Annotated in this window: 14 protein-coding genes; 8 read left to right on the top strand and 6 right to left on the bottom strand. The window is 39.3% G+C overall.

The window, feature by feature from the left end:
- Nucleotides 1-83 precede the first annotated feature (83 nt).
- Entirely contained in the window at nucleotides 84-1,406 is a 1,323-nt protein-coding gene (locus ABJH98_RS17345; RefSeq protein WP_348309038.1) for an aminotransferase class V-fold PLP-dependent enzyme, read from the bottom strand.
- 134 nt (nucleotides 1,407-1,540) lie between these two features.
- On the opposite strand from ABJH98_RS17345, the gene glpX reads away from it, so the two are divergent.
- Nucleotides 1,541-2,509: a class II fructose-bisphosphatase gene (glpX, locus tag ABJH98_RS17350; protein ID WP_348309040.1), complete on the top strand. Its 969-nt coding sequence runs from the start codon at nucleotides 1,541-1,543 to the stop codon at nucleotides 2,507-2,509.
- On the opposite strand, the gene ABJH98_RS17355 is transcribed toward glpX, so the two are convergent.
- From ABJH98_RS17355 to ABJH98_RS17365, 3 genes are all read right to left on the bottom strand, one after another.
- A complete protein-coding gene (locus ABJH98_RS17355) occupies nucleotides 2,476-5,184 on the bottom strand; it encodes a CHAT domain-containing tetratricopeptide repeat protein (RefSeq protein WP_348309041.1) in 2,709 nt (902 codons plus the stop codon). The genes glpX and ABJH98_RS17355 overlap by 34 nt on opposite strands.
- A gap of 4 nt (nucleotides 5,185-5,188) precedes the next feature.
- The gene (locus ABJH98_RS17360; protein ID WP_348309042.1) at nucleotides 5,189-6,163 is read right to left on the bottom strand and encodes a hypothetical protein; all 975 of its coding nucleotides are present in this window, start codon (nucleotides 6,161-6,163) and stop codon (nucleotides 5,189-5,191) included.
- Nucleotides 6,164-6,238: 75 nt separating this feature from the next.
- Complete coding sequence (locus ABJH98_RS17365; RefSeq protein ID WP_348309043.1) at nucleotides 6,239-7,342, bottom strand: AI-2E family transporter; 1,104 nt, start codon at nucleotides 7,340-7,342, stop codon at nucleotides 6,239-6,241.
- Nucleotides 7,343-7,564: 222 nt separating this feature from the next.
- On the opposite strand from ABJH98_RS17365, the gene nadA reads away from it, so the two are divergent.
- Genes nadA through ABJH98_RS17380 form a run of 3 tightly spaced genes read left to right on the top strand, consistent with a single transcriptional unit; the run spans nucleotide 7,565 to nucleotide 11,689 of the window.
- Entirely contained in the window at nucleotides 7,565-8,524 is a 960-nt protein-coding gene (gene nadA, locus ABJH98_RS17370) for a quinolinate synthase NadA (protein WP_348309104.1), read from the top strand.
- Nucleotides 8,525-8,527: 3 nt separating this feature from the next.
- Entirely contained in the window at nucleotides 8,528-10,081 is a 1,554-nt protein-coding gene (gene nadB / locus ABJH98_RS17375) for an L-aspartate oxidase (protein WP_348309045.1), read from the top strand.
- 57 nt (nucleotides 10,082-10,138) lie between these two features.
- Nucleotides 10,139-11,689: a peptidase gene (locus ABJH98_RS17380; RefSeq protein ID WP_348309046.1), complete on the top strand. Its 1,551-nt coding sequence runs from the start codon at nucleotides 10,139-10,141 to the stop codon at nucleotides 11,687-11,689.
- 3 nt (nucleotides 11,690-11,692) lie between these two features.
- On the opposite strand, the gene ABJH98_RS17385 is transcribed toward ABJH98_RS17380, so the two are convergent.
- On the bottom strand, nucleotides 11,693-12,007 hold the full coding sequence (locus ABJH98_RS17385) for a Yae1 family protein (protein ID WP_348309047.1): 315 nt from the start codon (nucleotides 12,005-12,007) through the stop codon (nucleotides 11,693-11,695).
- 201 nt (nucleotides 12,008-12,208) lie between these two features.
- Here ABJH98_RS17385 and ABJH98_RS17390 point away from each other — a divergent pair, with 201 nt between their 5' ends.
- From ABJH98_RS17390 to ABJH98_RS17405, 4 genes are read left to right on the top strand one after another with little or no spacing between them, the layout of a single operon-like run.
- Nucleotides 12,209-12,922: a TetR/AcrR family transcriptional regulator gene (locus ABJH98_RS17390; RefSeq protein WP_348309048.1), complete on the top strand. Its 714-nt coding sequence runs from the start codon at nucleotides 12,209-12,211 to the stop codon at nucleotides 12,920-12,922.
- Nucleotides 12,919-14,643, top strand: a complete 1,725-nt coding sequence (locus tag ABJH98_RS17395) for an ATP-binding cassette domain-containing protein (protein WP_348309050.1) — start codon at nucleotides 12,919-12,921, stop codon at nucleotides 14,641-14,643. Before ABJH98_RS17390 ends, ABJH98_RS17395 begins: the two co-directional genes overlap by 4 nt.
- A 2-nt stretch (nucleotides 14,644-14,645) precedes the next feature.
- Nucleotides 14,646-16,007, top strand: a complete 1,362-nt coding sequence (locus ABJH98_RS17400) for an HlyD family efflux transporter periplasmic adaptor subunit (protein ID WP_348309052.1) — start codon at nucleotides 14,646-14,648, stop codon at nucleotides 16,005-16,007.
- On the top strand, nucleotides 16,000-17,394 hold the full coding sequence (locus tag ABJH98_RS17405) for a TolC family protein (RefSeq protein WP_348309053.1): 1,395 nt from the start codon (nucleotides 16,000-16,002) through the stop codon (nucleotides 17,392-17,394). The genes ABJH98_RS17400 and ABJH98_RS17405 overlap by 8 nt, the downstream gene beginning before the upstream one ends.
- 1 nt (nucleotide 17,395) lies before the next feature.
- Here the strand turns inward: ABJH98_RS17405 and ABJH98_RS17410 are convergent, their stop codons facing one another.
- Nucleotides 17,396-17,983 carry a response regulator transcription factor gene (locus ABJH98_RS17410; protein WP_348309054.1) on the bottom strand — a complete coding sequence of 196 codons (588 nt, stop codon included), beginning with the start codon at nucleotides 17,981-17,983 and terminating at the stop codon, nucleotides 17,396-17,398.
- Nucleotides 17,984-17,997 lie beyond the last annotated feature (14 nt).

Genomic DNA, 17,997 nt, shown 5'->3' on the forward strand with positions numbered 1-17,997 from the left:
AATTTGATAATATCCATTCTAAGCTAATGAAAAGAGGTTTCCAGTCATACTGAAAACCTCTTTATTTCAAAGATATCTAGCGCCTAGGCTGACTGACTTATTTCCCTTAGTGCTTTCAAAGCGAACTGCACTTCTTCCTCTGTATTGATCACACAAGGCGTCAACCTTGGAATACTGTCTAGATAAGGGGAAGCACTGGCAATTACGCCTTTATGGTGAAAGGCTTTTACCACCTCTTCTGCACTCATTCCCTTCACCCTAAATCCATTGATTCCTGAAGAAAGGTAGGGGTCCATAGGTGTGGTACCTTTAACATTGTTCATTTCAGCAATACCTTCTTTGACCATTAGAGCCAGTTGTCGTGTTCTACTTTCAACCTTTTCTTTTCCGATGGCCATTTGAAACTTAAAACCTTCGTGAAGCGACCAACGGTGTTCGAAAGTATGAAACCCTCCAGGTGTTTGGAGTTGATTGAAAGCTATGGGACCTTCTGGTGTAATACCCATCCACATATTGTATGGGTCGTCAGAAAATGCCGGAATAGTAGGTAGAACCATATCCCAGGCGTCTTTTTTAGCCCAGATAATACCTGTGCCTCTTGGGCCAAAAATCCATTTGTGTGTACCTGCACAAAAGAAATCACAGCCCATGGCTTTAATGTCTATGTTTTCAACACCGAATCCATGTACACCATCTACACAGAGATAAATTCTATCGGCTTCATCTCTGTTGCTGTTGGCTTTTTTTACGACCTCAGCAATTTCTTTTATCGGGTGTTTCAATCCGTCACAGGAATGTACCCAGGTAATGGCGACAATTCTTGTTTTTTCTGAAATGGCAGCCGCTATTTTACTTGTAATTTCGTCTACGGTTGCTTCTGCTGGATCGTCATATTCAGCTATTCTTTTTACCGTAGCTCCATTTTTTGCAGCGGCATAGTCAATGGCTTTATCAGTCACGAAATGATCGTGTGTGGTACTCAATATTTCATCGCCTGCTTTTAGTTTCAAACCAGAGTATAGCAGTGCCAATCCCATGGTGGTACTGTCAGTCAAAGCGATTTCTTCTTTTTCGGCTCCCATATATTTGGCCGCCGCTTCGCATTGAATATCATCGATGGTCATAAAATTTTCTTCCCAATATTCTACAGGACTTTCATCAAATTTTTGTCTATGCATTTCAATGGCTTTCCGCACAGGGTATGGGTGGGAGGCAAATAGCATTTGTGCCATTTGGACATTTTTGTGAGACAATATGAACTGGTTACGAACAGATTCCCAAGAGCCGTCGAGGGTGGGAATGGATGGGGTGGTTTTAGATTCGGCTTCACAGCCAGCTAGAGCAGGTAGTGCAAGTGCAGCACCAAATGCCAGACTTGAGTTTGACAGAAAATTTCGTCGTTTCATGAATTTATGGTTTGTTGAGGTGTATAAGTTACTGAATTCCACAGAAATGTCGAAGAAGGTTGGCGCGTACCTATGACATTCATCAAATCGCTAAGAATCATGGCAGAACAAAAATATGAAACTAGCTTTGTGTCATGAGAGAACAAGAGCAATTGGAGGAAGACCTTAAACTAGTCGTATGTAGCGCAGCCGCCTCAGCCAAAAAGTTTGTAGGAACTGGTGAGAAGGAAGCTGGAGATCAGGCGGCAGTTGATGCTATGCGTAGGGCTTTCGAACAAGCAAAGATGGATGCAGTTGTGCGTGTAGGAGAAGGTGAAAAGGACGAAGCACCGATGCTCTATGTGGGTGAAAAATTAGGAAATGGTGGAGGGCTAAAATTGGATATTGCTGTTGACCCGGTGGAAGGAACTTCTCTAATGGCTGCAGGAAAACCGAATGCGATTGCTGTTGTTGCGGCGACTGAACGAAATGGTTTTTGGAGTGCTGGTAGTGCTTATTATATGAAAAAGATTGTGGTTGGACCTACAGCAAAAAGAGCCGTTGATATTACTAAATCCACAGAAGAAAATTTGAAAGCCATTGCTCAAGCAACTGGTAAAAAAACAGAAGACTTGGTCGTTTATGTGTTGGACAAACCTCGTCATGTTGAACTGAGAAAAGAAATTGAAGCATGCGGAGCGACAGTGGATTTACATCCAGAAGGTGATGTGATCGGATCAGTTTTGGCACTGATGCCGGATAGTGAAGTGGATGCACTGATGGGAATTGGAGGCGCGCCTGAGGCAGTGATCACGGCTGCGGCTGTGTTGGCACTAGGTGGTGATATGCAAGGACAGTTGGCACCGCAACATAAGGAGGAACGAGAGGCACTTTTGAAAGATGGAAAGGATTTGAGTCAGGTGCTTTATCTCCATGATTTAGTAAAAGCCGATTGGGCAGTTTTTGCAGCCGCTGGAGTTACTGCAGGTGTATTGTTGGATCAACCTAAAGAAACCACGACAGAAGAAATTTTGGTTGATTGTCTTGTGATTGGACCTGAGTCAGGGAAAATTCATAGTGAACTTTATTCTTATTCACCTATTAATACAAACGGAGCCCAATAGTAAGGTCTGCTGTACTCTTCATCATTAATCAACTTCATTTTTGCTTTTCTCAAAGCACCACTAAAAGTATTATAAGTAGTAGAATACAAGTGATTGTGATAAAAATCGATCATTAATTTTGACGTCGATTCATCTGCCACGGTCCACAGAGAAACTACAAGGTTCTTAGCTCCAGCATAAAGCAATGCCCGAGACAAACCTATGATCCCTTCTCCTTTAGAGATTTTCCCAAGACCTGTTTCGCAGGCGCTTAAGCAGACCAAGTCGGCATTGATATCTATGTTGTAAATATCACCTGAATAAAGACTGCCGTCTTGCAAGAATATTCTAGACAGATTAGGTTCGGATTCGTTGACCATTCCGTGCGTGGCAAAGTGGATGTACTTGTATTGCTTGACGTCTCCTTTGGTCAGATTAGCTTTGGAAGCTTGTGATTCTGTAAGTAATTCAGCTTGTCGATCGTTGGCTTTAAAGAGATATTTGATTTCTTCAATCTCAGCTTTCGAACCTGGTAAGTCGTTCAATCTGCCAGTCAAACCTTGATAACGCTGATTTTGAAAGTTGATCGGAGCTACCAATAGTATGTTTTCAGTTGCACCTTGATAGGTGTCTATTTCTTTCTTACGCTGGACAAACAAAGTAGCAGAGTTGTCATAGCTTACGTTATACTTTTTAATCAGATAAGGCAATTGAGAATAACTCAACTCATCATCCAATTTTGTCTCTGTAATTAAGGCTTCAAAAGGTATGGTTGAGAGGCTACCTTCAGGGATGATAATGAGTTGATTGATATTGCTTTTGAGCTTCATCGGGAAGAGCTCAGTGTACAATCTTTGAGCGGTTTCAGTGAAGGAATTTTTCACATCATACTTCATTGAATTTCTCAATCCTAGTATCTGTTTATCAAAATCATCGGCTTTGGGCTGATTAAACATTTGGTAATTATCAGCAGTAATGCAGAAGGAGAAAATTCTCGAGTCAGTAATGAAATGGGTAATTAGAGCTGTATTGTCATTCAATTCACTTTGAAGTGCGGTTAATTCCACATGCTTCACATTAAATTTCAAATTGTAATAATTTGGGTAATCGGCTTCTAACTGTCTTACGAATTCATTGTATGAATTATTCAGGGTAAGTAATCTTTGTTTTAGCTCAGCCTCTTTATCAGGATATTGATTGGTAGCTAGCATTTGTTCTTGCAATACAATGTCAGCTTTAAGCGTACTTTCTTGAGTAATTAATTCAGTTGGAATACCTGAAAATTCTTTGGCATTGGTGTCCTGAATAGCAGATAATAAGACCGCCGATTTACTTTTTTCTGCAAATGAGAATGCTTTTTCCAAATAGGGTTTGGAATTTAAAACCACCTGACTCATTTGATAGGAAAGCGATACCCCTGACTCATATATTTCTGATGCTTTAGCGCTCAAGGTGATTTTATCTTTTTCACTCAATCTAATTTGACGAATATGACTCACCAATTCATCCGCTTTTTCGAGCGTTTGTAGTGCCGCTTTCAGGTCTCTGAATTTGAGCGTCTTGTTGTAATGGTACAACTCTAGAGCATCAGCTTTTTGCTGCAATGAACTGAGTAGAATATCAGCATTGTAATAATTTTCCAGCTTTGGATTTTGGTATATATCAGTAAGGCCTTGACCTGCTAAATTAGCATAAATGGCTTTTTGAATGGTCTCAACAGCCATTTTATATTTTTCCTGCTTTAAATAAATATCACCTTTTAGGTTATAAAGGTTAGCGATTTCGGGATGTTTTTTACCATATAATCTCGTATACATGCTTAATGCTTTGTCCTGATAGTTCAAGGCCTCATCGAATGCTTGCTGATGATAGTAGACATTACTGATGCTGAAGGCTACAAATGCCTTGCTTGGGTGATCGCCTTCATATAAATTGTCCCAGATGTCCGAGACTTTTTGAAGGTTTTCCAGGGCTTGTGGATAATCCTCTTGAGCGTCATATTGCAAGGCAAGATTATTGAGCACCAGTGCAACTTTAGGATGATTTTCATCATATAGTGAGCGATAAACTTTCAAAGCATTGTTGAAATAAATGACTGCAGCAAAACTATTCACATCCGCATTGACCAAGCCGATATTGTTGTAAGAGTCAGCTACTTGAGGGTGATTTTTACCGTATAATTCTTCGCGAATGTTTAAAGCATTTTGAAGATACTGAAGCGAAAGATCAGCGTTTCCGTTATTCCAATACGCGATGCCTAAATCGTTGTAGCAATTAGCTATTTCCTTTGAAGAAGTAGCTCCAGCAGTTTCAAATAAATTTTGCGCTTTCAACAGGTCGTCTAGTGCTTCTGCATTTCTACCAAGATGCAGATAGGCATCGCCTTTCACGCTATAGTTTTCTGCCAAAAGCAATGGAGTATATTGTAGCTTTTCTTCAATCGCATTGCATATTTCTAATCCTGCTTTAGCATTTCCGAGTCTTGTATTTACTTCAGCTATTCTCAGTTGGCATTGATTGGCATCAGAAGATGTAGCGTTTTTGAGTACCTCAGTATAAAGATCCAATGCCAATCTATATTCACCAGCTTCAAGGTGTTCTTCCCCTTTTTGGTAAACCTCATTGTATTCTAATTTTTGTCCTGTAGTGAATAGAGGAATTAGGCAAATGATGAAGATAGATAATTGTCTTTTCATGCTGTTAAAATCTAAATCCATAAGCAACAATAAATACCTGTTTTCTTGTCAACCCATCTGGGTTTACCTCTCGATCTGTAATCTTATGTCCATAAGAAATTTTGATGCTATTGGTCACGTCAAAATTATAGGTGAAGCTGGATAAAAGAGTAAGCGCAAGGCCTGTTGTTCCTTCCAGTTTTGAATACTCGCCTGTGTCTCTGTCGGCGATTTGATCTTTGGTGATTCTATAGATAGGCAACAGTCCCAGATTAAAACTGTAATTAGAAAATCGAAAATTTCTTTCCACCCGAAGCATGATATCTGTTCCTCGTTTAAGTTTGGTGGCATTATCGTACGTTAGAACGTATTCTGCGTCTGGGTATACCGGAGGCTGCCATTCTCCTCTCCAGAAATTATTTTCGTTCGCGGTTAGTGCCATTTGTACACCAGTGGCAAACAACCACTTGGAACTAATCATGGAAGCTCCAGCGACAAAATCAAAGCTTCCTAAACTGGTCTGATAATACATCGGCAGTGACAACCCTTTGGCAGCTGGATTTTTAGATCCACTGTCTTTTATGTTGGCATCATTGCTTGGTATTTTCATACCCAATGTAGCGTTGAGGTCAAATTTTTCTGTGCTTTTTAGTCGTTGTGTGGCACTTAGTGAGATATCTCCCATTCCAGAGGTATTATCAAAATTTCCATTGACCCATTGATAAGGAACCTTGATTTGAAACCCTAAATTTTGTGTAATGGAAAAAGAAGCATCCAAGTTGGCTACCTGTATAATTGGAGAAGTGGTTGTTTCTCCATAGTAGTAGCTAAGCTCAATAGTTCTCAGTTTTAGTTTAACTTTTTTGTTGTAGGCTTGGTCAGGTTTCATGGCTCCCATGGTACAAAATCCAGCATCGCTACAGCCTTGAGCAAATACTTTTTGATCAGCCATCAGACAAATCACTACTAATAGTGCAAGCCCCCATTTTATTTTTTCCATAGCTCGAAATTAACGGTTGTTTTGTATTGCTAAAATTTCTTAGTTCAACGCAGGTTTTTATTCGATCAATTGAAATCAATCTTCGGTTGAGTCATCACCAATAGAGCTAACTATTGGATCAGTGCTTAAGTTCCCACTTTCGGATAGGGCAATCGCCACAAACCTTAAACTCGGAATTTCTTCGCATACAATAATCATCATCACCGTGATCGGTACACTCAGAATCATACCCATAATTCCCCAGATGGCTCCCCAAATGGTCAACGACAGCACCACGACCAATGAACTCATATTCAGGGAATTTCCCATCATTTTGGGTTCGATAATATTGCCAACAATTACTTGTATAACGCCAACAGAAACTAATATGTACACGAAAGGCGCCAATTCACCAAATTGCAAAATGGCAAAGAATGCTGGGAATAAGGTAGCTATCAATGATCCTACAGTAGGGATATAATTCAGTACAAAAATTAACATGGCCCAAAAGAATGGCGAATCGATACCGAATAGAAAGAGTACTATATAACTTAATAGTCCCGTGATGAAACTGACAAAAGTTTTCAACAAAAGATATCGACCAATGTTTCTGTCCATCTTGTTGAGTAAGCTGAATTTTTTCTTACGTGATTCGTCATTAGGATAAAAAGCCTCCATTTTTTTATCAAAAACGGTTTCCTCTATCAATAAGAAAATGATGTAGATCAAAATCAAAAAAGCATCTCCAAAAAGCGTGGTTGCAGTATCAATCATCATGCTGATGAATTGCGTAAAATCTGCATTAGTTACATATCCGATGAGCTGATCTGAGACATTGATGCCTGCGAGTCCATCCAATTCTTCTAGTGCCAATAGCAAATTTGCCTGATATTCTTCAAGATTTTCTGAGAGCTGAGACATACTGGCATAAAGTAATTTTCCAACTACAAATAGTATGACATTCATAAACAAGAACGAAAAAGTACTTTGAGCCCAAACGGGTACTTTGTCTCGCACAAATGGAATTCGTACCAAATATTCTCTTGCCTCATGGATAATAAACCACACCAACATGGCCACAATAAATGGAATCACATATTGTTCGGAATAATAAAGAATCATAACCACAGCAACTGTGCTAATTAATAAGTATGTGATTTTAGCCAGGTCGGGAGATTTGACAGAGTTTAGCGCAGACATTATATAAGTTTTAGTTTTCTAAGGTTGAGTCGCTGGGTTGAACATTTAATTTCTAAAGATATTGTAAAAATATGATCCTGCCATATTAAAAAATCGTTGGTTCAATAAAGTTTATTTTAGGGTCGCTTTCGTTGAAGCCCATGATTTACATTAAATTTGCGTTATCAAGAAAATAATGAGCTTTCAGGTCATTTTAATGGCATAAGGAAAGCAAATAGAGCCATGGAGCAATTGGAATTAGTACCAAAGACCAGAGCAGAGTATCTGGCAGAAATTGTCAGACTGAAGAAAGTAAAGAATGCCGTTTTGCTCGCACATTATTATCAAGAGCCAGATATTCAGGATGTAGCTGATTTTGTAGGTGATAGTTTAGGTCTATCCAGAAAGGCGGCAGAAACTGATGCTGAGATTATCGTATTTGCTGGTGTTCACTTCATGGCAGAGACTGCCAAAATCATTAACCCGACTAAGAAAGTTATCTTGCCAGATGTGAATGCAGGATGTTCATTGGCTGAATCTGCACCAGCCGGACCATTCAAAGAGTTTGTAGACGCTCATCCAGACCATATTGTGGTGACTTATATCAACTGTACAGCAGAGATCAAGGCGATGAGCGACATCATTTGTACTTCGTCCAATGCAGTTGATATCATCAATTCTATTCCAAAGGATCAGAAGATCATCTGTGCACCAGATAGAAACCTGGGAGAATATCTTATCCAACAAACAGGACGAGATATGCTGCTTTGGGATGGGGCATGTATGGTGCATGAAGCATTTGCGATGGATAAAATTTTGGATCTGCATAAGGAAAACCCACAGGCTAAATTCATTGCTCACCCTGAGTCTGAGCAGCAAGTGCTTAGAGTGGCCTCTTTTGTGGGGTCCACCGAAAAGCTCCTTAATTTTGTGGAAAAGGATGAATCACAAGAATTTATCGTAGCTACAGAAGCTGGCATCTTGCACGAAATGCAAAAAAGAGTGCCTAATAAAAGACTTATTCCAGCACCTGCAAAAGAAGACAACACTTGTGCTTGTAGCGAATGCCATTTCATGAAAATGAATACCTTGGAGAAATTATATCTCTGTCTAAAAAATGAAACCCCCGAAATTGATGTTCCCGAAGAGATAAGAAAAAAAGCGCTCGTACCGCTAGAGCGTATGTTTGAACTATCAAAATAATTAATGATCAAACACGATTTCCTAATTATAGGCTCAGGTCTGGCAGGATTAACTTATGCGCTCAAAGTGGCCAAAAGATTTCCTGAAAAAAAAGTAGCCATTGTGACCAAGGCTGCAGCCAATGAGTCGAATACTAAATATGCCCAAGGTGGAATGGCCGTGGTAATAGATACCGTCACAGATTCTTATGAGCAGCATATTCAAGATACACTCATTGCTGGAGATGGGCTTTGCGATCGTGAGATTGTAGAAATGGTAGTCAGAGAGGCTCCAGATAGACTAAAAGAATTGCTCAGTTGGGGGGCAGAATTTGATAAAAATAATGTAGGTGATTTTGATTTAGGTCGTGAAGGTGGACACTCACAAAATCGAATTATACATCATAAAGACATCACGGGTTTCGAATTAGAAGAGACACTGCTGGATCAAGTGGCTGAATGTGATAATATAAGTTTGCTGAGTCATCATTTTGCAGTGGATCTTATTACCAATCACCACATCCAGGAATGGAAAGGTAGAGAAAATAATAAGTGTTATGGGGCTTATGTGCTGGACGAAGAGACAGGTAAAATTGAAACCTATCTATCTAAAATTGTTCTGCTTGCCAGTGGTGGGATAGGTCAGGTCTATCAAAACACAACCAACCCCATGGTAGCCACTGGCGATGGGGTGGCGATGGCTTATCGCGCAAAGGCAAAAATTCAAAATATGGAATTTGTTCAATTCCATCCTACAGCACTTTATGATACGAGACCGGGGCAGACTTTTCTTATTTCAGAAGCTGTTCGTGGTTTTGGTGCGCTATTGCGAAATCGAAAAGGTGTACTTTTCATGGAGAAGTATGATGAAAGGAAGGAGTTGGCTTCCAGGGATATAGTCTCGCGTGCCATCGACAGCGAATTGAAGAAAAGCGGGGATGAATATGTGTTTTTGGATTGTCGTCATTTAGAGCCCGTAGGATTTGAAAACCATTTTCCGAATATTCTTCAAAAATGCAAAGAACTGGGAATCGATTGGAAAAAGGATATGATCCCCGTGGTTCCTGCAGCTCATTATTTGTGTGGAGGTGTGGTGACTAATGACAGGGGGCAAACTCAAATATCCAATCTCTATGCCTGTGGTGAATGTGCATATACAGGGCTACATGGAGCCAATAGGCTGGCCTCTAATTCGTTGCTAGAAGCACTGATATTTGCCCATCGATGTTATGAAAAATCGAGTGAAGATGTAGCACATGTCGAGGAGAATGCTAAAGTGCCAGATTGGAGTGAAAAAGGAACAACAAATCCAAAAGAGCTAATCCTGATTACCCACAATAGAAAGGAAGTGCAGGCGATTATGAGCAATTATGTTGGGATAGTAAGATCAGATGAAAGACTCAATCGAGCATCCAATCGTTTGAAGGTGCTCTATGAAGAAACCGAGGATTTGTATAAAAGAACAAAAATCTCTCCTCAACTTTCCGAGTTACGAAATTTGATAACCATCGCCTACCTTATTGTAAAACAATCGCAGGCACGCACCGAAAATAGGGGCGGGTTTTACAAAGAAACCTAATCGATAAGGGTTATTGGGTGCAATGAAGTTTATTTATTATCGTTAACCTCCGTTGATATGAAAACAAAACTTAGCAAGTTCCTGCTGTTGATTATATGGTTCATCACCGCTTGTGATGATGACGTTGCTCCTAAGTTTGTGCTACCTGCCGATACAGATTTATCCGATGCCTTTTATGTACATATCAACTTGAATGATCGATCTGATGACACTTTCAAAGTAGAAATGTATGTGGATGGATTGTCGAAGGACAATGAAATCTTGCAATTTGCTGCTACCGTTCCTGGCACTTATGATATCTCCAACGTGGGTCGGTTTATAAAAAACTTGCAGGCATTTGATGAGTCAGGTAATGAAATAAATGTAACGGCAGTTGCTGTGAATCAATGGAAAATAGCAGACCCCTCTTCGACTTTTAAAATTATTTATGAAGTTGCAGAGACTTTTGATACAGAAGTATTGGAGTTTCCTATCTACGCCATGGCTGGTACTTCTATTGAAAATGATCATGTACTTTTAAACACACCTATGGTAATTGGGTATCCCACTGGACTGAAAGAGCGGGATTATTTCGTTTCTCTAGCCTACCCTGATAGCTGGTCATTGGGAACAGCTTTACCTGAATATGAGGAAGATGTTTTTTGGGCGTCAGATTTCGATCATTTGGCTGACTCACCTATTTTGCTTGGTAATCTTTCAAGTACTTATGTTGAAGTAGGTGGTGCAGATATAAGCATTCATGTTTATTCTGCTGGAGAATTTATAACAGGTAGCCATGTATTAGCAGACGTCAATCAAATTTTACTGGATGCTGAGGCTTTTCTCAAGGTCTTACCTACGGATCAATACGCCTTTCTGTATCATTTTGGGGACAGGCATGAAGGGGCCTTGGAGCATTCTAAGAGTTCGGTTTATGTTTTGCGCGACCGCGAATACACTCAAAATTTTGGGAATGGTATAAAAAGTATTTCAGCGCATGAATTTTTCCATATCGTTACTCCTCTTAATATTCACAGTGAGATCATTGCTGATTTCAATTTTGCTGTGCCCACTCCGTCACAGCATCTTTGGTTGTATGAGGGTGTCACAGAATGGGCCTCTGACTTCATGCAGTATAGAAATGGATCCATGGATTTAACTTCACTTTTGAATGAATTGGGCACAAAAGTGCAGATTGATAGCCGGTTTGATTCTAATTTCAGTCTGCAGCAAATTGGTTCAGAAGTCTATACCATTGATGGAGGTGGACAGTTTGGCAACATCTATAACCGTGGTGCATTCGTAATCAGTTTATTGGATATAAGACTACTCGAATTGTCAAACGGAACCAAGGGAATGCGAGAAGTGGTACTCGAATTGATTGAAGATTTTGGGCCTGACCAAGCGTTTTCGGAGGTGGAGTTCTTTGATACGATAGTGGAGATGACTTATCCAGAAGTAAAGACTTTTATTGATGATTATATAAAAGGAACCGAAATCTTACCTATCGAATCTTACTATAGTAAATTAGGTATTGAATATAATGAATTAGATTTTAGTTTCAGAAAAATAAGTGACCCTACTGCAGAACAAGTTACTTTATTTGAAATATGGTCTAAAAATCTTTAGGGCTTACCATCCCATGCGACACTCTTCGTATCCTCGTTTTTTACCAGCTTCATAGCCAGCCTGGTAACCAGTTTTTTTACCTTGGGAAAATCCCGCTTCATAGCCTTTTTCATGTCCCTTGATATGTCCTTCTTCATGTCCTTCTTCTGCTCCTTGTAGTTGACCTGCTTCGAATCCACTTTCAAAACCTTCTTCCCTACCTAAAACTAGACCTTCAGCTTTGCCTTGTGCTATGCCTTCTTGAAGACCTTGTTCATAAGTACTACATGAGCTAAGCAATAGAATAAAGGGAAGCAATAGGGAGATTTGTTTTTTCATAGCTAGCTGAGTTGGTAAAATATAAACTTAATATGGATAGAATATAATTATACTAAGATACGGATTATCTTATATAAACTATCTATTCGATCACTAAAGAGAAAAGGAAGCGGGTTTTCTACGAGAAAATCATCAGTATAAATACGGAGGCGAGCATGGGTTAATACCTTTACTTTTGTAAATGATAGTAATACTATTAAAATGTCGAATATAACAATTGTTCTTGCTGATAAGTATTTCAAAAAAGACCCACAGTCATCCGAACTTGGACGAAAAATTGTGAGTGAGGGACTGACTATGCTCGATGAATTAGGTTTTGAAGAATTTACCTTCAAAAAACTTGCAGGCAGTATTGAATCTACTGAAGCTTCCATTTATCGTTATTTTAAAAACAAGCATAAATTTCTGGTGTACTTATCCACGTATTATTGGTCATGGCTCGAATATGTTATTGAGTTTGAAACACACCATTTAGAAGAGGCTTCTGCAAAACTGGATCGAGTTATTGATATTATTTGCCATTCATACGAGTTGCCCATGGTATTGGACCTTCCAGGACTGAGCATTTCAAAGCTTCGTCGTGTGATAGATAATGAGTCTGATAAAACATATCTCAATCGACAAGTGGATGAAATTAATAAAAAGGGGCTTTTTATGGGGTATAAAGAATTGTGTGGAAAGATTTCATCTATCATACAAGAACTGAAGCCAGAATATCAATATCCCACAGCTTTAGTGAGTATGTTTATTGAAACAGCACATCACCAGACATTCTTTGCTCAGCACTTACCGGCACTTACTGAAATAGGATCAGATAGAAGTAAATCTTTGGAAGAGCAAAGTGCAGATTTTATTAAGCACACAGTCAAGTCAGTATTGGAAAATAATCATGGAATGGGAAATACAGCATTATGATAGAAAGTAAGATTTTAGATGAAAGCATAAAATTCTCTCCATTAAAGAGGCTTTTCAATATGCTATCGCTAGACAAGCGAGAGATATTGATCATATATGCCTATGCAATATTCAATGGGTTGATCAATTTGTCTCTACCGCTGGGTGTGCAGGCGATTATCGCCTTTGTTATTAGCGCGGAATTTTCTGCCTCTTGGGGACTTTTGATTTTTGTAGTAGTAGTGGGAGTGGCTGCATCTGGTGTAATTCAAATACTACAGCTTTCACTCACCGAATTACTTCAACGCAGGATTTTCACCAGAGCGTCTTTTGAATTCGCTTATCGTATTCCAAGGTTCCGCATGGAGGCGGTTACCAGTTTCTATCCTCCAGAATTGATGAACCGATTCTTTGATACCCTTAATGTACAAAAAGGGCTCCCAAAGATTCTAATAGATTTTTCCAGTTCTACCTTACAGATATTATTTGGCTTGATTTTGCTCTCGCTCTATCATCCGTTCTTTGTCTTTTTCGGTTTTTTACTTGTGGGTTTGATGGTGCTGATTTTTTACCTCAGTGGCCCCAAAGGATTAAAGACTAGTATCCTTGAGTCTAAATACAAATATCAGGTGGCGCATTGGCTAGAGGAGTTGGCTCGTGTAATGGGAACATTCAAATTGGCAGGAGAGACCAAATTACCGATTGAGAAAACCAACGAGTATGTTGCGAATTATTTGAAGTACAGAAAGCAACACTTCAGAGTGCTCATATTTCAATTTTCAAATATTGTAGCTTTCAAAACTATTATCACGGGTGGGCTTTTAATTCTTGGGAGCATTTTGGTGATCAATCAGGAAATCAACCTTGGACAGTTTGTAGCTTCTGAAATCATTATTCTTCTCGTACTTAGTTCAGCAGAAAAATTAATTTTAACGATGGAGACGGTTTACGATGTGTTGACTGGGTTAGAAAAATTAGGCCAAGTATCTGATATTTCACTGGAAAAGGAAGGTGGGTTATCGCTATCAGAAGTCTCTAATGCTAAAGGTGTATCAGTTGAACTATCCAATCTCTCTTACACCTTCGAAGGTGAAGTTGAAAAGGCGTTGAATAAAATTAATTTATTTGTTGAAGCTGGTGAAAAAGTAGCGATTACAGGAGAGAATGAATCAGGTAAAACTACACTTATATCTGTTATTTCAGGTCTCTATCATGATTATGAAGGCTCTGTTTTATTCAATGGAATTCCATTTGCCGACATTGATATCACCAGTTTCAGGTCGGTAGTCGGAGACAACTTGAACTTGCAGGATTTATTTCATGGCACCCTCGCTCAGAACATATCTGTAGGAAAAGATGATGTTACCTTAGAGGACATTTTGCGTGCTATAGACCAGGTAGGCCTCAATAATTTTCTTAAAAAACTCCCAAAAGGTCTCGCCACTATGATAAGTCCGGAAGGGCAAGGTTTATCAGATAGTATCAAACAAAAACTAATCCTCGCCAGAACGTTGGCCGAACGACCGAAAATAGTAGTCATGGATAATGCATTGCATGGACTGGATTTCGAAGACCGAAAACGAATCAGTGAAATTCTGACCAGTAAAAAACAAGCCTGGACTTTGATATCTGTGACCAATGACCCATTGATCCTACAAAACTGTGACAGGATAGTCACCTTAGAATATGGTAAGGTAGTGGATATCTCGCCTTCGAAAATGAAAACTAAAACGAAGAAATAGCCATGCTGAATATTTCTAAAGAACCCATGGAAAGGGATGAGATATTGAAAGATCTTTCATCGTATCAGGAAGTTATGGCTTCCCATGCCAGTCGGAAATTTGTCTATCTTTTGTGCGGCATTTTTGGCTTGATTATAATCGGTCTGTTTTTGCCTTGGACCCAAAATATTAGAGCAAGGGGTACGCTTATTACTTTAAGGCCTGATGGGCGAGAGCAAGCTATTAACTCAGTAATCTCAGGACGAATTGAAAAATGGTATGTCAGGGAAGGTCAGCTGGTAGCAAAAGGTGACACGATTCTACATATTTCTGAAATGAAAACAGAGTATTTAGACCCCAATCTTGTGGGTAAAACCCAAAATCAAGCTAGTGCCAAAAAAGCTTCCAAGGAAGCCTATGTGAGCAAAGGAAAAGCACTTGAACAACAAATAGAGGCTCTTTATCGCAATAGGGATCTAAAACAAAAACAGGCTCAAAATTACCTTCAGCAGTCGGCCTTCAAGTTGAAGTCTGATAGTATAGACTATCAAACCAGTTTGATCAATTTAGAAATTGCTCAAAGACAATTTGAACGTCAGCAAAAACTATATAACCAAGGCCTCAAATCTTTGACAGAATTTGAAGGTAAACGACAAAAACTACAAGAGTCAGTCAATAAGAATATATCAGCTCAAAATAAGTGGTTGGCTAGTCAAAGTGAATATATCAATGCAGAGCTCAATCTGAGTACGGTAGAAAATGAGTACAGTGAAAAAATCGCCAAGGCAAGGTCAGATAAAATGTCGGCACTTTCTGGTGAAATGGAGGCAGAGAGTGAATATAACAAACTGTCTATTCAGCAGGAAAGCTACGCTAAGCGCTCTAGTTTCTACTATATCCTAGCTCCTCAAAATGGATACGTAACCAAGGCCAATAAATCTGGAATTGGAGAAATACTGAAAGAAGGCGAACAAATTTTCACTTTTGTTCCAGAGCGAACAGAAATCGCAGTGGAATTACATGTAAGACCGCTGGATCTGCCTTTGATACGAGAGGGAAGAAAAGTGAGGTTACAGTTCGATGGCTGGCCTGCTCTGGTATTTAATGGCTGGCCGGATGTATCGTTTGGTACGTTTGGAGGTAAGATTGTGGGTTACGATAAAGTAGCAAGAAATGGAACATTCAGAGTATTGGTTGCGCCTGATCAAGAAGATGTTGAATGGCCTACTTTATTAAGGTTAGGAAGTGGAGTTTATGGCATTGCATTGCTCAACAATGTCCCTGTCTGGTATGAACTTTGGCGAAATTTGAATGGGTTTCCTCCGGATTTTTACATGAATGCGGAAAAACAAGCTAAAGCAAAGAAAGGGGTGAAGTATGAATAAGCTCCTAATCATTGGTTTGCTTTGCTTCTGGCAAGTTGAAACTTTCGCGCAAGAGGACAGCTTACAACAATTGAGTTTGAATCAATTCTATAGCTTGGTCCGTCATTATCATCCGATAGCAAAACAGGCTCAACTCATTTTACAAAGAGGCGAGGTAGTGGTTAGTCAGGCACGAGGCGCCTTCGACCCCAAATTGGTTTCTGAGTATCAGACCAAACAGTTTCAAGGCAAAGATTATTATGATGTTTGGGATAGTTATGTAAAAGTGCCTACCGTACTTAATGTGGAATTAAAAGCAGGCTATGAACGCAATAGTGGACAGTATTTGAATCCCGAACATACGGTTCCAGCAGATGGGTTGTATTATGCTGGAGTAAGTGTACCCTTAGGGCAAGGCCTGATTCATAATAGTAGAAATATCAATTTGAAAAAGGGAATGGCTGAGCAACAAAACCTAACGAGCCAGGCTAATTCAGTTTATAACAATCTATTATTGGATGCCAATTATGTGTATTGGAATTGGTTTGAAACTTTTCAAAAAATGAAGGTAGCTGAGGCAAGCTTAGATTTGATTAGTGAGCGTTATGAAGGGATTCGAGCTTCTGTTATAAACGGAGACAAAGCAGCTATCGACTCTGTAGAAGCTCTTATTCAAGTACAGAGCTGGAGAAACGAATGGAACAAATCAAAGCTTAATTATCAAAACGCTACGCTTCAAATGGAGAATTTTGTTTGGGACTCCACACAAATATTTGTTTCTTATCCTGATACCATTTGGCAAAAGCAAGAAATATTGGTGGTTGATGAATATATCAACTTTGCTGTAGCTCACCATCCAGACCTGAATGCGATGGAGGCCGATTTGCTGACACTTGAGCTGGATAGAAAGCTGGCTGCTGAAAACGTCAAACCGGTGTTGAATCTGAATTACAATTTTCTGATGGCCAGCGGAAACGCTTCAGATGAGTCGATGGCAGGGCTAAGCAATAATTACAAAGGCGGATTTGAATTTAGTTTTCCATTATTGATACGAAAAGAAAGGGCGAAACTCAAGCAAACAAAAATAAAGCTGGAAGAAGGAGGCTTGAAATTATCAAGCAAATCCCGTGTAGTGACTAACAAAGTTTTTCAATCCTATGGTAAAATCATTGTCTTACTGGAGATGCTGGAAGAGCAGAGGAGAATTGTTGAAAACTATCAAAAACTTTTGGAAGGTGAAAGAACAAAATTCGTAAATGGAGAGAGTTCTGTTTTTTTAGTAAACAGTCGAGAAAACAAAAAGATTGCTGCAGAAATGAAATTAGTCAATCTAGAGGCTGAATACGGTAAAGCCATTGGGATGGTCAATTGGTCGAGTGGATATTTTACCAATCAGCTGATAAATTGATTTACAAATCAACAAGGCCTGACTTGACGGCATAGACTATAAGTTCAACAGGTGACGTGAGCTCTAACTTTTTGAGCATATTTTTTCTGTGAGAATTGATCGTATGTGTGCTTACATGAAGTTTTTCTGCAATTTGATTAGTTGTCAACCCTTTGACTACATATTCAAGCACTTCAATTTCTCGTGCCGATAGAATGTCATTTGTTGCGGTTGTTTTTTCTTCGAGCTGAGGCTGGATGAGTACATCTAAGATATCCCCACAATAAAATCTTTTACCTAGTCGAATACTTTCAAGTGCGGTTTTTATTTCTTGTGCGTCACAATGGGTGGTCAAAATGCCTCGGATTCCCATTTCCTTTAGTTGCTGAATAAGTGAATGGTCAGCCAGATTAACTACGAGCAGGATGTCTACATTGGGCAATAAGATAAACTCCGCTATACGAGAGAGGTTTTTGTTCTTGTGTTGAGATAAATCGGCTAATATGAGATTGCTACAGGAAGTGTCCATTGTAGAAATCTCCTCCAATTTTGCTATCGACTGAGTAATCTGAAAGTGAGTGGAGTCATTGATAATTTGCTTCCAGCCCATCAAAGAGACATAGT

It is taken from the genome of Reichenbachiella sp. (assembly GCF_039969095.1).
Classification (GTDB): domain Bacteria; phylum Bacteroidota; class Bacteroidia; order Cytophagales; family Cyclobacteriaceae; genus Reichenbachiella.